This is a genomic window from Prevotella sp. E9-3 (assembly GCF_022024015.1).
Classification (GTDB): Bacteria; Bacteroidota; Bacteroidia; order Bacteroidales; family Bacteroidaceae; genus Prevotella.
Window position 1 is genome coordinate 2,966,064 of sequence record NZ_CP091786.1, and the last position, 16,761, is coordinate 2,982,824.

General features: G+C 46.7%; 12 protein-coding genes. 3 read left to right on the forward strand and 9 right to left on the reverse strand.

The features are described from left to right. The first annotated feature begins 5 nt into the window (after positions 1-5). Together ftsH and L6475_RS11635 are read left to right on the forward strand one after the other, a co-directional pair. Positions 6-2,108, forward strand: a complete 2,103-nt coding sequence (gene ftsH, locus L6475_RS11630) for an ATP-dependent zinc metalloprotease FtsH (RefSeq protein WP_237820218.1) — start codon at positions 6-8, stop codon at positions 2,106-2,108. Beyond that, on the forward strand, positions 2,105-2,953 hold the full coding sequence (locus L6475_RS11635) for a phosphatidate cytidylyltransferase (protein WP_237820220.1): 849 nt from the start codon (positions 2,105-2,107) through the stop codon (positions 2,951-2,953). The genes ftsH and L6475_RS11635 overlap by 4 nt, the downstream gene beginning before the upstream one ends. 164 nt (positions 2,954-3,117) lie before the next feature. On the opposite strand, the gene L6475_RS11640 is transcribed toward L6475_RS11635, so the two are convergent. The 9 genes from L6475_RS11640 to L6475_RS11680 form a co-directional block, all read right to left on the reverse strand. After that, the gene (locus tag L6475_RS11640; RefSeq protein WP_237820222.1) at positions 3,118-4,035 is read right to left on the reverse strand and encodes a hypothetical protein; all 918 of its coding nucleotides are present in this window, start codon (positions 4,033-4,035) and stop codon (positions 3,118-3,120) included. Positions 4,036-4,258: 223 nt separating this feature from the next. Next, positions 4,259-5,413 carry a lipid-A-disaccharide synthase gene (gene lpxB, locus L6475_RS11645; protein ID WP_237820224.1) on the reverse strand — a complete coding sequence of 385 codons (1,155 nt, stop codon included), beginning with the start codon at positions 5,411-5,413 and terminating at the stop codon, positions 4,259-4,261. Continuing rightward, positions 5,410-6,225 (reverse strand): 5'/3'-nucleotidase SurE, encoded by an 816-nt coding sequence (gene surE, locus L6475_RS11650; RefSeq protein WP_237820226.1) that lies wholly within the window; start codon positions 6,223-6,225, stop codon positions 5,410-5,412. The genes lpxB and surE overlap by 4 nt, the downstream gene beginning before the upstream one ends. A gap of 111 nt (positions 6,226-6,336) precedes the next feature. Beyond that, positions 6,337-7,374 (reverse strand): aspartate--ammonia ligase, encoded by a 1,038-nt coding sequence (asnA, locus tag L6475_RS11655; RefSeq protein ID WP_237820228.1) that lies wholly within the window; start codon positions 7,372-7,374, stop codon positions 6,337-6,339. Positions 7,375-7,516: 142 nt separating this feature from the next. After that, positions 7,517-8,359: a family 16 glycosylhydrolase gene (locus L6475_RS11660; RefSeq protein WP_370641607.1), complete on the reverse strand. Its 843-nt coding sequence runs from the start codon at positions 8,357-8,359 to the stop codon at positions 7,517-7,519. Between the two features lie 2 nt (positions 8,360-8,361). Further along, complete coding sequence (locus L6475_RS11665; protein WP_237820230.1) at positions 8,362-8,913, reverse strand: DUF4625 domain-containing protein; 552 nt, start codon at positions 8,911-8,913, stop codon at positions 8,362-8,364. Positions 8,914-8,947: 34 nt separating this feature from the next. Next, positions 8,948-11,155: a TonB-dependent receptor gene (locus L6475_RS11670; protein WP_237820232.1), complete on the reverse strand. Its 2,208-nt coding sequence runs from the start codon at positions 11,153-11,155 to the stop codon at positions 8,948-8,950. Between the two features lie 34 nt (positions 11,156-11,189). Continuing rightward, entirely contained in the window at positions 11,190-11,543 is a 354-nt protein-coding gene (locus L6475_RS11675) for a hypothetical protein (RefSeq protein ID WP_237820234.1), read from the reverse strand. A 128-nt stretch (positions 11,544-11,671) separates the two neighbouring features. Further along, entirely contained in the window at positions 11,672-14,158 is a 2,487-nt protein-coding gene (locus L6475_RS11680; protein ID WP_237820236.1) for a prolyl oligopeptidase family serine peptidase, read from the reverse strand. A gap of 429 nt (positions 14,159-14,587) precedes the next feature. On the opposite strand from L6475_RS11680, the gene nrdD reads away from it, so the two are divergent. Further along, positions 14,588-16,687 carry an anaerobic ribonucleoside-triphosphate reductase gene (gene nrdD, locus L6475_RS11685; protein ID WP_237820238.1) on the forward strand — a complete coding sequence of 700 codons (2,100 nt, stop codon included), beginning with the start codon at positions 14,588-14,590 and terminating at the stop codon, positions 16,685-16,687. Positions 16,688-16,761 lie beyond the last annotated feature (74 nt).

Sequence of the window (16,761 nt, forward strand, 5' to 3'; positions counted from 1 at the left end):
AAATAATGGAAAGGAACAATAAAAATAATAATTCTAACGGCAAGAGGCCGAAAATGAATATGCCCCGGTTCAACATGAGCTGGATTTACTTTCTAGTTATTGCCATGCTTCTCGGCCTCTGGTTCAACAATGACAACGACGGCATTCAGGCTCAGCCAAATTCCGAGGCATCGTACACCGACTTTCAAACTTACATGGATCGCGGCTATGCCAAACGGCTTGTAGTTGACAAGTCGCAGGGAACAGTGAAAATGTATGTGAAGCCCGAGAATATCCGCGATGTATTCAAGAAAGGGGCCGATCAGGTAGGTAACGATCCTTTTGTTACAGTTGAGATAGGATCGCTCGAGAAACTTGAGTCGTTTGTTGAACAGAAACGTTCGGAAGAAAAGTTTACCGGCAAACTAAGCTTTGAGGCTAATCATGGCAATAGTTTCATCAGTAACCTGTTCTGGAGCGTATTTCCCTTTGTCATCATCATCGTTGTATGGATGGTGGTGATGCGTTTCATGAGCGGAGGCTCTGGAATTGGAGGTGCTGGAGGTATCTTCAATGTAGGCAAGAGCCGCGCCAAAATGTACGAAAAGGGCGGCGAACTGGGCATTACCTTTAAGGATGTGGCCGGTCAGGCTGGTGCAAAGCAGGAGATTCAGGAGATTGTAGAATTCCTGAAAAACCCACAGAAATATACTGAACTGGGTGGAAAAATTCCTAAGGGTGCACTGCTTGTAGGTCCTCCGGGAACGGGTAAGACATTGCTGGCTAAAGCTGTAGCCGGTGAGGCAGGCGTGCCTTTCTTCTCTATGTCTGGTTCAGACTTCGTAGAAATGTTCGTTGGTGTGGGTGCTTCACGTGTTCGTGACCTCTTTGCTCAAGCCAAGGAGAAATCGCCCTGCATCATTTTCATTGACGAGATTGATGCCGTAGGACGTGCCCGTTCGAAGAATCCTGCTATGGGTGGCAACGACGAGCGTGAGAATACACTGAACGCTCTGCTCACAGAGATGGATGGCTTCGGCACTAACAGCGGTGTGATCATTCTCGCTGCTACAAACCGTGCCGACATGCTCGACTCAGCCCTGCTGCGTGCTGGTCGTTTCGATCGACAGATTCATGTTGACCTTCCCGATTTGAACGAGCGCAAAGAGGTTTTTGCTGTTCATCTGAAACCTATCAAGATAGATGAGAGCGTGGATATAGACTTCCTGGCTCGTCAGACTCCTGGATTCTCTGGTGCCGACATTGCCAATGTATGTAACGAAGCAGCCTTGATTGCAGCACGTCACAACAGTCCTACCGTAAAGAAGCAAGATTTCCTGGATGCAGTGGACCGTATCATTGGCGGATTGGAGAAGAAGACAAAGGTGATGACGGAAGCCGAGAAGAAGTCGATTGCTATTCACGAAGCTGGTCATGCCACTATTTCTTGGTTCACAGAGTTTGCAAACCCATTGGTGAAAGTGTCTATCGTACCCCGCGGACAGGCTCTAGGCGCTGCATGGTATCTGCCAGAAGAGCGCGTACTGCAAACAAAGGAGGCCATGCTCGACGAAATGTGCTCTCTTCTGGGCGGACGTGCGGCTGAGGAATTGTTCATCGGCCATATTTCTACTGGAGCTATGAACGACTTGGAGCGTACTACCAAACAGGCTTACGGCATGGTGGCTTATGCTGGTATGAGCGATCAGCTGCCCAACCTCTGCTATTATAACAACATGGAGTATCAGTTCCAGCGTCCTTACTCAGAGACCACCGCAAAACTGATTGACGAAGAGGTGCGCAAGATGATCAGCGAACAGTACGACCGTGCCAAGAAGATTCTGACTGAACATGCTGAAGGACACGCTCAATTGGCACAGTTGCTCATAGAGCGTGAGGTGATATTTGCCGAGGATGTTGAGAAGATTTTCGGAAAACGCCCTTGGATCAGTCGTGCTGAAGAACTGTTGGAAGCCCAGATGCGTGCTGATGCCGAGCGCATGTTGAAGGAACGCGATGAAAAGAATGCTGCTCTTCCCACTCCCGAAGGAGCCACTAAGGAAGAGGACAATGAAAATAAACCAGAATCTAACACAGCCTCTTCGGAGACAGAAAAGGAAACCGTATGAAAAACTTTATTGTCAGAACTATCACAGGCATCTTCTTCGTTGCCGCCATCGTTGTTGGTTTCTTAAATCCCAGAGCAATGGTAATGCTCTTTGCATTGGTTACAGGTATGACCATCTGGGAGTTTGCAGGACTGGTAAACGACCGTCCAAAGACTACCATCAACCGTTTCATCTGTACTGTTGCCGGAGTTTACCTGTTCCTAGCTATGGCTGGATATAACAGCGGTATTACTCCTTCAAGCGTGTTCATCCCTTATCTGGTGAGCATTATCTATCTGTTGGTGGCCGAACTCTACTTGAAGGCCGAAGATCCCATCAACAACTGGGCCTACACGATGATGTCGCAGGTGTATGTTGCCCTACCCTTCTCTCTGCTCAACGTTTTGGCTTTCCAAAGTAATGGAACAGCCATTCAATACACGTTTGTGGCTCCGCTTGCAGTATTCGTTTTTCTATGGGTTAACGATTCGGGCGCCTATCTTTGCGGTTCGCTGCTGGGACGCCACAAGTTGTTTCCACGCGTATCACCGGGAAAATCATGGGAAGGAAGTATTGGTGGAGGCATCCTTGTAATGGCATTTGCCGTAGGTGTGTGGTATCTCACCAATCAATATGGTATGAACGATTTAGGACTCAACGCTCTTGAATGGGCTGGCCTGGGACTCACTGTTGTTATCTTTGGCACATGGGGCGACCTGATAGAGAGCCTGTTTAAGCGCACTCTTGGCATCAAGGACAGCGGAAACATTCTGCCCGGACATGGTGGTATGCTGGATCGTTTCGACTCGTCACTGCTCGCCATTCCTGCAGCCGTTGTCTATCTCTACACACTCTCGCTCTTCTAAATTCAGCAGTAAAACTTCCTATATCTTTTTAGCATACGGAAATTGAACGCTAAAAAACAAATATGAGGATGCGTCTGATGACGCATCCTCATTTTATGTTTTCCGGTACTAGACGAATAAAGCTGTCTTATTATTTATCTATTCTTAGCGTTGTATAAGTATCTTTATTCTTCTACGCTCATAACACCAGAATTCCATAGCTCATAGCTGGCAAAGCTAACTTCTATACCTGCTATCAAAGCATCCTTAATGTTCTGAGGAAGTTCAGAAGCATTAACCAGGTTCAGAATCTGTTGTGCATAATCGTGAGCATTCAAAGCTGACAGTTCTACAAGATCCAGATTATCTATGAACTGCTTAATCAAAGCAAACTCAGCGCTCTTCTCAGGATAAGCACTCATAACCTGAGCCAGGAACTGTTCAGAAGAGTTTGACGACTGAGCAATAGAGAAAGTATTTGAAAGCACGGGAGTAACAGCATATTGCAGACGTGCAAGAACGTCAACATCACCAAAGTCCTCAATCTGAGTCTGTGTAGCACACTCAAAGAGATCGTCGGTTAAGAATTTCTGGGTACACAAAGCAGGGTTGGCAATCACATCAGGATGCTGTTTCTTGGCTTCTAGCATAATTGCATTGTGATAGAAACCTACGCTATCTGTAGAAGCGCTCACGTTGCTATTCTGGAAAACAGTATTCTCCAAAACTCCCGATGTAACTGGAGCTGCTCTCTTAATACCAGGGTAAGAAGGAATATAACCAACAACAATAGAGAATCCGGCAGCGCTGATACCAGCACTCAACGAACCTTCTTTTGCTCCTACTACAGCACCAATGGCACCAGAGGTCATCACGGAACTAAAATTAAATGTAGGATTAGAACGTGTCACCAAGCCTCCATTGGCTTCAAAATAGGCAACATTAAAATCATCAATGCTCGAATTCAGTTTAGCGAATTCTTCAGCATAAGGATTTTGTTCAGTTTGAACACTCAGTGCAATCTCCGATTCATCGGACTGTGTACATGACACTACTGTCAGTGCACAAATTGCCACCACAGGGGCAAAGAACTTTTTTTTCATGTTTTTTGTTTTTTAAGATTAATGTTGGTTTATGTAGGAATCACTTCCTGCTTCCTCCAAAAAATTGCAAAAAGACAGTAGGCTATACTGTTTTTAGTACATTTCTGCTTGCAAATGTAAAGAATAATCGATTACACTCCAAGAAAAATCGTACTTTTTTAACACTTTCAGCGGTAAAAAAGTACGATTATACATAAAAAGCGCAAGAATAAGCGGGAAATTATTACTTATTCTTCAATTTTTCAACGATTATGTAAGCAGCTTGGTCAGGAGCATTCAGTGTGCCCAGGGCCTTTGCCACCTCTTCATATCCTTGCAGCATATCTTGGCGATGCGGGCCATCCAGAATCATTGACAACTCCTGACGGATATTCTGTGGGGTGAAGCCATCGGCCACCAATTCGGTGACCACCTCGCGATTGGCTACAAGATTCACCAGCGAAACGTATTTCACCTTCAGTACCTTCTTACGCATATACCCAATAAACTTTGGCAACACAGTTCTATAGCACACCACTTGCGGAACCCGGAACAAGGCCGTTTCAAGCGTGGCAGTACCACTGGTCACCAAAGCCGCATGGGCATGAGAAAGCAACGCATAAGTCTGATTCTTGATTAAGTGAGAGGTGATACTCGATGAGTGATGCATATTGACGAATTGAGCATAGTAGTCATCGTCTATTCCAGGAGCACCAGCTATCACAAGCTGATAGTCCTTGAATTCAGCTGCTACCTGCAACATAGTAGGCAGATTGTCTTTTATCTCCTGACGCCGCGAACCTGCCAGAACTGCAATCACGGGTTTCCCTTTCTCCAGATTATTTCTCTCACAGAATTCCTCGAAAGACTCCTTATAACTGTTTCGGAATTCGCTCACCTCACTGGCAGTTGGATTCCCCACATAATGAATGGGATAATGATGCTTGCCTTCAAAGAAATCGACCTCAAATGGCAGGATAGAAAATAGTTCAGAGATATCACGTCGGATATTCTTAATACGGTATTCTTTCCATGCCCATATCTTAGGTGAAATATAGTAATAGACCGGTATTTGGGTCTTTGCTTTCAGGAACTTAGCTATATCAAGGTTGAACCCAGGATAGTCAACGAGTATCACCACATCGGGCTGCCAATCGTGTATATCCTGTTTACACATCTTCATATTACGAAGAATGGTAGGCAGATGCAGTAGCACTGGCACAAAGCCCATATACGCCAACTCACGATAGTGTTTCACCATCGTGCCACCTTCGGCAGCCATCAAGTCGCCACCAAAGAAACGAAATTCAGCATTGCTATCCGCTGTTTTCAGCGATTTCATCAAATGAGAGGCATGCAGATCGCCTGAGGCCTCGCCAGCTATAAGATAGTACTTCATGGGTTGAGAGTTGACTGCTCGGATTTGCCGCTTGGTTTGTCCAAGAATTGAGAATTGAGAATATCGAAAGCCTCATAGGCTGTTACATCGATCTTTGTTGGCGTGATGGCCACATAGCCATTAGCCAGTGCCCAGCGATCAGTGTCGGTAGCTTCTGGTTCGTCATTCTGATAATGGCCTACCATCCAGTAGTAGTCATACCCACGAGGATGATGACAGGTGGTAATCTCATTCAGCCACGAACCTTTTCCCATACGGCAAATCTTCATGCCTGCAAAATCAGCATCCTTCACCACGGGAAAGTTCACGTTCAGACAAACGCCATTAGGAAGTCCCTGTTCCAGGACCTTGGCGGTAATCATACGTACATAAGGCCGCAAAGGTTCAAAATTGGCATCCTCGGTATAATCGCATAACGAGAAGGCGACTGAGGGTATATTCTTCATACACCCTTCAAGCACTACGCCCATCGTACCACTATAGTGGGTATTCACCGAAGCATTGTCGCCATGATTGATACCACCAATCACCATATCTGGCTTACGGCCTTCCAAAAGCGTATGCAAAGCCTGTTTCACACAGTCGGTAGGTGTTCCGGTGCTTGACCATATCTGCAGTCCCGTTTCTTCCTTTTGCTTTTTCAGTCTGAGCGGTGTGGTAGCGGAAAATGCGCAAGAGAAACCAGAGCGGGCAGAATCAGGCGCACACACAAGAATATCTGCCATATCGCGGAGCATATCCACGAGACTATTGATGCCTTTGGCCTGAAAACCGTCATCGTTCGAGATGAGTATCAATGGGCGTTTGTTCATTTTGTATAAAAATTAAGAAATGCGAAAATACACATTTATTTTCGCATTTCTTAGTTGATAGAAAAATTATTAATGATTTTTAGAAATCACTTTTCATTTTAAGCCGTATTTTCAAATGAGTGGCATGCCCAATTCCCGGCATTGCTTACGCATATCTTCAGGCCAGATACTGGCTTGAATCTCACCGATATGAGCTTTCTGAAGGAGTACCATACACAGACGACTCTGTCCGATACCGCCACCGATAGACAGGGGCAAACGGTCGTTCAGCAATTGCTGGTGGAAATAGAGTTCCTGACGAGCTTCCTGTCCTTCCAGTTTCAACTGACGAAGTAGCGCCTCTTTGTCAACACGAATACCCATTGACGAAAGTTCGAACGAACGGCCCAGCACAGGATACCAAATAAGGATATCACCATTCAGGCCCTTACGACCGTCCTCAGCCACTGTTGACCAGTCGTCATAGTCAGGAGCACGACCATCGTGTTTCTCACCATTCGAAAGTTTTCCGCCTATACCTATAATAAATACGGCACCATATTTCTTACAGATAGCATCTTCGCGTTCCTTCGGTGTCTTGTCAGGATAGAGTTGCAACAGTTCCTCGGCATGAATAAAATGGATTTTCTCTGGCAGGAAAGGTTTTATCTGTGCATAGGTCTCGCACACCAGATATTCTGTGCGGCGGATGGCAGCATAGATACGCTCCACAATATTCTTCAGATAGGCCAACGTACGGTCTTCACGACGAATCACTGCTTCCCAGTCCCATTGGTCAACATAAAGTGAGTGCAGATTGTCCAATTCCTCGTCAGCACGAATAGCATTCATATCGGTATAGACGCCATAACCTGGTTCTATCTCATACTCGGCCAGCGACAGGCGTTTCCACTTTGCCAGCGAATGTACCACTTCAGCACGCGCATCACCCAAGTCCTTGATAGGAAAGGTTACGGCACGCTCCACACCATTCAGATCGTCGTTGATGCCCAGTCCTTGCAACACAAACAGCGGGGCTGTGACACGACGAAGGCGCAGTTCGGTAGAAAGGTTCTGCTGGAAAAATTCTTTAATCAGCTTGATACCCTGTTCCGTCTGCTTGGTGTCCAGCAGACGATGATAGTTGATTGGTTCAATCAGTTTACTCATTGCGAAAATACTTATTGTCTAAATTTTCCGTGCAAAGGTAGCAATAATTTACCAACACACAAGTTTTTCTTCTATTTATTTCACAAAATGACAGTATTTTTGTTGATTTGCTTTCATTTTGACATTCAGACAATCTCCTTTATCACTCTTTTTGATAAATTCGCACATAGTCTATCTCATAACGCATAGGGAAAGCCTCATCATCAATGGGCCCGCCGTTATCCCCTCCAAGAGCCAGATTGAGCAGGATATACTGCGGTTTGGTGAAAGGATTGGAGTACTGCCCTACCTCACCATTGACCGTTTCAGACAAAAGTACTTCGTTGAGCAGTTCATCGTCGAGATATAGACGGATAGACAGTGTGTCCCAGTCCATGCGCCACACGTGGAAATGCTTTTCCCAGTCAGAATCCCGATCGGCAAAATGGGTGAAGGGAATCTTCCTACTGTTCCACACTGCCGAATGGTGACGATCATTTCCCCACGCCACATTGGCCAGGATATGGGGCTGACCATCAATACGATAGAATTCCATCTGGTCAATCTCGCCACACGATGGCCACTCCATCCCGCTGCCCAGTGTCCAAATGGCCGGCCATGCTCCTTCAGCTGTAGGAATGCGGGCACACACCTCCATCCTCCCATAGAGGAACTGGCGCTTGCCTGCCGTTGTCACACAGGAGGATGTGTATTCAATATGCTCACGTTGCTGTCCCCAATGGCGACTGCCAGCCCGATAGGTAGGATTGGGACGATGCTCGCGACGAGCCTCTATGACAAGTTTCCCGTCTTCCTGCCAGGCATTCTCTCGCTGATACCACTGTGCCTCATGATTGCGCACAAACCCTTCCTCAAAGTTCCACGACAGCGAATCGGGTTGGCCGCAACCATCAAACTCATCGCTCCACACCAGTTTCCACTCGTGTGCCGACATATTTATGGCAGAAAGCAATATCCCCAAAAACAATAGAGTTGTCTTTATCATACTTATTCTTCAACAATGATAGCAATGGTTTTCAACTGCATCCAACCAGCACGGTCGGTTACTCGTATCATGAAATGATAGTCACCCTCGGCAATGTCTGTGGGGATGGGAATATCTACACGAGCCTCATAACGGCGCTGACCGGCAGGAATCTGGAAATCCTGATTGTACACCCAGTGCTTTTCTGTTTCATGATGATGCTCATCAACATCGTGTTCATGGTCCTCATCGTGTGAGCATTCTCCTCCTTCATGATCATGGTCATCACTCTCAGTACTATGACTATGATGGTCACTGTTGTCATGAATCTCGATATTGAAATTTCCCAATTCTACATCATCTTCAAACACGTAGAAGAAGTGAATCGTGTCACCACGCTGATACAACTGACAGTTGATTGGGTTCACCACACTGGCTTCACTACCAGTAGTTAGGATAGTGGGTTTAGTAGTATCCTTTGTATTATCATCGCTGTCATTGTCACAAGCCACAAGACTTAAAACGACTGCACTTACAAGAGCCATCATCAGGCTCAACAATATATTCTTTTTCATAATGATTGATGTATTCCCTTTATGAGGGGTTTTATTAAAATTCAATTCCTACCATCAGCGAGAAATTGCGGCCAGGCTCTGGCACGTCAATCAGCCGATAGTAGCTAGTATGATCGTAGTAGCGCGTGTTCAGCAGATTGTCGGCATGAAGGGCAATCTTGAGCACGGCATCAGGCGTAAGCGAAAAGCGTTTGCCTGCAGAGAGATTCAGCGTAAAGAATCCGCCGGTTGGACTCTCGGGAGGCACGATATTATCCTGTCGGCCTACGAGATGGAAGTTTAACCCGACGAATCCCTGAGCACGTAGCCTCTGATAGTCAACAACCCTACCGTCCTTTATTTTAACAGTACGGCCGTTCCTATAATTAATAAAAGGTACGCGTACAAACTTATATTTAATGTCGGCATCAACAGACCAAGGTGTAGAGAAAGGCAGCGAATAGCCTTTTTTCTCGCCCGACTGCTGTTCGGCATATAGGTATTCCCCTTTTATGCCTGCCTCCCAATGGCTATTCAACTCATAGTTCAACTCAGCCTCAAAACCGTATCGCAGCACTTCCGCCTGCGTATAATAATAGAGTTGCAAGCCCTCTACGAACTGCGATGTCGGGTTCAGATAGATATAGTTGGGGAAATAGTTCACGTAGGGCTCAAACTGCACACTCAGACCGTTGTGACTCCAACTGATACCAGCATCGACCTGATAACTCTCTTCCGGGTCAAGACCAGCATTGCCTTGCTCATAACGGAAGATATGGTAGTTTACACCATCGGCACCCAATTCCTTTGGAATAGGCACACGGAAACTCTTTCCTACATTCGTTTTCAACACCCATTCACCTAATTGCCAGTTGACACCGGCCGACCAGGTAAGACTGTTGAAGCGGCGATCCTGTTCCGAGGAGCGCTGCTTGTAGGCCATGCCAGGGTGTTCACTCCCTTCTCCCTTCTGAGAGGGGTTGAGGGTGAGACTTGGTGTCAGATACCAGTCGTTATACGAGTGTATCTGCGTGCGGGCATGGTCATATCGAACACCGGCATTGACTATGAGATTTTCTTTAATGGAATAACGGTCAAAGACAAAGGCGCCCATAGCCAGTTGCTCGAAGTCAGGAATAATAAATCCCCAACCGGAACGGCGGTTGTGCTGATATTCAGCACTCACTCCGGCCTGCAATTCATGGTCACTGCCTAAAGAATGGCGCATCATCAGTTGTCCGGAATAGGTATTCTTATTAAACCGACGCTCCAAAGTTCCGTCAGGCTTGGGCATATAGCCATGCGACACAGGCTCTGAGCATTCCTCACGCAGGTTGTTCTGATAGGCAAGGTTCAACTCTATAGAGCCATCAGCTTCCGACCACGACGTATGACTGAGCACTTTCAGGTGGTTCACCCACTGATAGGGCAGGTCGATATCCCGACGCGAGGAGTCGTAGTCTATGCCAGAAAGGCGCACTTCCAATCCATGTGCATTGGCAAAGAATCCACTCTTCGAGTAACTGTCCGAGATACGCAGATCGGTATGGAAGTTATAGCCGGCAAAGCCCACCATCACACTTCCGTCACGTTCTTTTCCGGCAGTATTGCGCAGTCGGCCGTCCTTCAACCTTATCCAATAGGAATAATACTGAATACTGTCGGTAGGGACCTTGTAGTCGGCATAGTCTATAAAAGTGGCATGAGCACGGTAGAAGAACTTTCCGTGTCGCCCGCCCACCTTGGCCGAGACACCCAACTGCTCGTTGTTGGAACGGCCAAAAAGTTGAACGGCGCCCTCAAACGGCTGTAGGGGCACATGATTGGTAAAGAGATTGAGCACCCCCCCGATGGCATCGCTGCCATGAAGGAGGGCCGCTGGTCCTTTCACCACTTCCACACGGTCCACTGCAAACTGGTCTATCTCCAGTCCGTGGTCGTCGCCCCACTGCTGTCCCTCGTGCTTCACACCGTCTTCAGCAACAGCCATACGGTTGAAGCCCAATCCGCGAATGGTTGGTTTCGACATGCCCGAACCGATGGTCATCGCTTTCACGCCTGGAATACCTTCCAAGGTCTGCATCAGTGAGCCTGAAAAATTATCTTCCAAATACTCATGCCCCACCTGAACACTGTTCTGTGAGGTTTTCATTTGCTGCCGTTGACGTGCTGTACCCCTTACCTCCACATCCTGTATGGTAACAGTAGTGTCAGCAGGTTCATGCATCGACAATATGGCAGCAAAGCATAATAGTGATATCATGTATTGCCTTTTTCGTTATTTCCTAAATCATCATTTAAAGAAAGAACGAAGGAGGCGCACGCAGACCGATGATGCCTCTTGAACGCAGTTGGATAGCGGCACAAAAGGCGGCACGATACAAAGGAGTTTTTGTGAGTATGAACACGACCGCAGCAACGGCTACAGCCAAATAGTTGAATGTAAGAAACTGACAGAGCAGACAAACATGCTGTCCGCTGTCACCCGACGTGAGATGACCACCATGAGCCTGATGGTTCACGCACATCTCACAATCGTCAACTATGTTCAAACTAGTAGGATGGACATGAAAAGACGCCAAGAGTACCATTGACAGATAGACTGCCAATAGAACCACAGCCGAAATATGTCGTCTTGCGTTTCTTTTCACGCTGCAAAGTTACGACTAAAAAAATATACTGAAACAAATTTTGGCCAAAATTTTAGAAATAATGGCCAAAATTGCGAGAATTTTGGCCAAAATTTATTTCAGTATCAAAGTAAAAGTATTCTTACGCTTTAGAGATTCTTCTTCGGATAGAGCGCATCCCACCATGAAGAATCATCTTTTAACCACTTCTGAAACCATGCCATCTGTGTAGCCAGCCATTTCTCACGTTTCTTATAGTCGGTGATGTGGTGGTTCTGCCCCTTCACTTCTACCAAAGCCACCTCACGTCCCAGGAGTTTCAAGGCTGTAAACATCTGCAGACTCTCTACGATGGGCACGTTGGTATCGTCGGTGCCATGCAACAGCAACAAGGGAGTATGAATCTTGTCGGCATTGAACAGAGGCGACTGTTCTACGTATAACTGGCGATGGCTCCAAGGATAGCTGTTGGCCATGCTCACCTCGCTATAGTTATATCCCCAGTAGCCCTCACCCCAATAGCTGGTATGATTGGCAATACCGGCATGAGAAACAGCAGCGGCAAAGATGTCGGTAACGGTTTGCAGATACTGTGTCATAAAGCCACCATAGGAAGCGCCCATACAACCGATTTTTTCTTTGTTGATGAAGGGATGAGTCTCACAGATTTTCTTCGTTCCCTCAATAATATCGCCAGCAGGGGTTCCGCCAGGCACTACCCCATTCACGGGAGCTCCACCGGCAGTATTCACATGGCGCGAGGCCCAATCCTGACCGAAGCCTGTAGCGCCACTGGGTTGAATGATGTATGCCACATAGCCCAGTGAGTTCCAATACTGTGGAGCATAAGGTGACTCAAAATAGCGACTGGTGGGCGAACAGCCACCGTAATAGTACACAATCATCGGATACTTCTTTGAAGCATCGAAATCTTTCGGCAGGTACAGACGGCCATAGACGGTGTCGCCTTTTGAATTGACGAAGTTCCAATCCTCACAGGTGCCCAGCTCAGCATCGCCCAACACTGTCTTTCCATCAAAGAAACGCACTTGCTTCATGGCTGTCTTTCCGGGCTTAGCATGGATATAGGCCACATAGGCAGAGGCAGGAGCCAAGGTCTCGTAGCTGAGATAGGCCAGTACACGGCTTTGAGCAGCTAAATCCATACGATAGACATTGTCGCCGTTGGTCTCAAGACGTACTATCTGACCATTGGCCGGATTGAGTTGATAGAGATGAACAAAGTCACGATTCTCGGCTGTGAAATAAATCATGCCATCCGTGCGCGACCAGTCAACATTGCTCACCGATGGATCGAAATCCTTGGTGAGAGGAGTGACCTTCTTTGAAGCAATATCATAGAGGAACAACTCGTTTTCGGTCATACTGGGTGTAATACTCTCTGGCAACTGACAACCTATACGGTTGAAAGCCTCGGGATTACCGGTAAAAAGCACTTGCTTAGCATCGGCAGAGAAAGTGGCACCACCCAGAAATTCGGCAGCTGCCAGCAGGGTATCGACCTTCCACGTGCCTACCTCCATCACCAGATAGTCGGTAACGGTAGTGGGGCGTTTCTCAAGGCGCGAGCGTGAGGTGCCGACAAGCAGTTTGGTGCCATCCTGCGAGATATCAAGCAGATACTGACCACGATGACCGAAGGTGATGCGCTGGCTAATGCCCGACTTCAAATCGTAGTAGGTCAAATAGCCGCGATTGCGCCATCCGGGCTGACGGTCGTCCATCTCCAACACCTGGAACACCTCTTCATCTTCTTTCGGTCCTTCATCCTCGGACGATATGATGAGAAACTCCTCAGTGGGACTGACGGTATAGCCGCCACGAGGCAGATCATAAGCCATACGAGTACGCTCACCGCTACGGGCATCAACTCTATAGAGCACTCGTTTGTCGGCTTCCCACACCTCTTCTATATATGCACACGCGCGAGGCAGCCAACGAACATTCTGTGACGGGCGTCCCAACAACTGTTGCGTTTTCACATCACGCAATTCATATTCCCAACGGTCTTTTCCCCCACGTTCAGTGGTCTGAAAAACGAGCAGCGCAACGGTACCATCAGCCGAAAGCGAGATATTACGTACACGACGCCCGTCGGTCAAATCGTGAACCATGTAGGGGTGTTTCTTGCTAAGGGTATAGTCAACAGCCTGCTGGGCATCCAACACAACTTTTACCGAATCGGTATCTTTAGGTTCTGCCAGGAATTTGATGGCCACGGTGTGATGATCGGGCGAAAGCTTCAGTTCGCCGCCAGCCTCAACACCATCAACGAACACCTTGTAATGCTTCGGACCCTTTACTTCCATCTTCATCGTCTGATAGCTGGAGTTGTTCAGAAAGAAACTCAACACGCCCACACTCTTCGTATCGGGAAGTGAGGGCAACAGGGGCGATTCCCAAACAGATGATTGAGTCGTCTCGTTCAGTCCAAGTGTATTCAATAAGGAACCTTCGTCAAACTTTTGTCCCTTTACATCAACACTATCAGAAACAAATGGAGTAGAGACTGCATAGGGACCTGTAAGATTAAAACGGTTGACCTCTGTCTTCTGCTGTGAAAATGCCGAAATAGGCAAGGACAGCAATGCAAAAAGAAAAATGTTCTTAGTCATATTAATAAGAATTTAAAGCGCAAAGTTAAGCAATTTATGATTAACAGAACATGTTTTACGTATAATTATAGCTATAATTTCTCAAATTTTAGCTATAATCTTCACAATTATAGCTATAATTTATTGTAAGGGTATTCCTGCAAAGACGGAAAACAACAGCTATAACAGTGCAAAACAATAAGTATTATTTCATAAAAATACAAGTTGTATTCTATCAAATTTTTCTGTTACACATTTTATACTTATTAACACAAAATTTTGAGTCATAAATATAACAAGAACGAATTATTTTTGTAACTTTGCAAACGAAAAAGTTACCCATTTTGGAAAACTTTTTCAAAACCAAAACCAAAAAAGTTTTCCAAAACAGACAACCTAAGACCTAAAAAATAGCTCTAAAAAAAAATAAGACAGTAGCAAACTATAACAATGGAAATTAAGAATTTCACCATCACTAAGCGCGATGGATCAAAAGATCGCTTCTCGCTTGACAAAATTATGAATGCCATCATCAAGGCATTCCAGAGTGTTGACGAACCCTCCGACTTGGGCACAATCTCGAAAATCCTGAGCCACTTGGATATCCACGAAGGTATCAAGGTTGAGGATATTCAGAACCAGGTAGAGGAGGCGCTGATGCGCGAAGGCTTCTTTAAAGTAGCCAAGTCGTTCATTCTTTATCGTCAGGAACATACAGAAGACCGTGAGACACTGGAAAAGATGATGTTCCTTTCAGAGTACATGGAATCAGTGAACGCTGCCACTGGCTCAAAATATGATGCCAACGCCAACGTTGAGCACAAAAACATTGCCACACTCATTGGTGAACTTCCAAAGTCAAACTTCATCCGTTTGAACCGCCGTTTGCTGACAGAACGTATCAAGAAAATGTATGGCAAGCAGTTGGCCGACGAATATATTGACAAACTGACCCACCACTTTATATATAAGAACGACGAGACATCACTGGCCAACTACTGTGCCTCTATCACCATGTACCCCTGGCTCATTGGCGGAACACTATCCATCGGCGGCAACTCTACCGCTCCCACCAACCTGAAGTCATACTGCGGCGGTTTCGTGAACATGGTGTTCATGGTCAGCTCGATGCTGAGCGGAGCTTGCGCCACACCGGAATTCCTGATGTACATGAACTACTTCATTGGCAAGGAATTCGGAACAGACTACTGGAAAGATGCCGACAAAGTGGTGGATCTCTCCAACAAGCACCGCACACTGGACAAGGTAATCACCGACTACTTTGAGCAGATTGTATATACCTTAAACCAGCCTACTGGCGCACGCAACTATCAGGCTGTGTTCTGGAACGTGGCCTACTACGACAAGTACTATTTCAAGAGCATCTTCGGCGAGTTCTACTTCCCCGACGGCACTCAGCCCGACTGGGAAAGCCTGTCCTGGCTGCAGAAGCGTTTCATGAAGTGGTTCAACAAGGAGCGTACAAAGACTATGCTCACCTTCCCTGTGGAGACCATGGCATTGCTTACCGACAAAGACGGCAACTGCCTTGACGAAGAGTGGGGCGACTTCACTGCCGAGATGTATGCAGAAGGACACTCTTTCTTCACCTATATGAGCGACAATGCCGACTCGCTGTCGAGCTGCTGTCGTCTACGCAATGAGATTACCGACAATGGTTTCTCATACACTTTGGGAGCCGGTGGCGTTAGTACAGGCTCAAAGAGTGTGCTGACCATCAACCTGAACCGTTGCATCCAGTATGCTGTGAACCACAAATTGGACTATCTGGAATATCTGGGTACCATCATCGACTTGTGCCACAAGGTTCAGATAGCCTACAACGAGAATCTGAAGGAGCTGCAGGAACATGGCATGCTGCCACTTTTCGACGCCGGCTATATCAACATCAATCGTCAGTACCTCACTATCGGTATCAACGGACTTGTGGAAGCTGCCGAGTTCATGGGACTGAAGATTACTCCCAACGACGAATATCAGAAATTCGTTCAGGGCATCCTGGGCCTCATTGAGAAATACAACAAGCAGTATCGCACCAAGGAGCTGATGTTCAACTGCGAGATGATTCCTGCCGAGAACGTAGGTGTGAAGCATGCCAAGTGGGACCGCGAAGACGGATATTTCGTTCCACGCGACTGTTACAACAGCTATTTCTATGTGGTAGAAGACGATTCACTCACCGTGATCGACAAGTTCAAACTGCACGGACGTCCATACATTGAACACCTCACTGGCGGCTCGGCCCTGCATATGAACCTAGAGGAGCATCTGTCGAAAGAACAGTACAAGCACCTGCTGAAGGTGGCTGCACAGGAAGGCTGCAACTATTTCACCTTCAATATTCCCAACACGGTGTGCAACGACTGCGGACATATCGACAAGCGCTATCTGAAGGAATGCCCCCACTGCCATTCAAAGAATGTGGACTACCTGACACGCATCATCGGCTATCTGAAGCGAGTAAGCAACTTCTCAAAGCCACGTCAGGAAGAAGCAGCGAGAAGATTCTATGCAACCATGGAAAAATGACTTTTTTAGTGTAGAGTTGAGAGTTGAGAGTGTAGAGTTTGCTACCGCTCCGCAGGACACTTTACAATAAAATC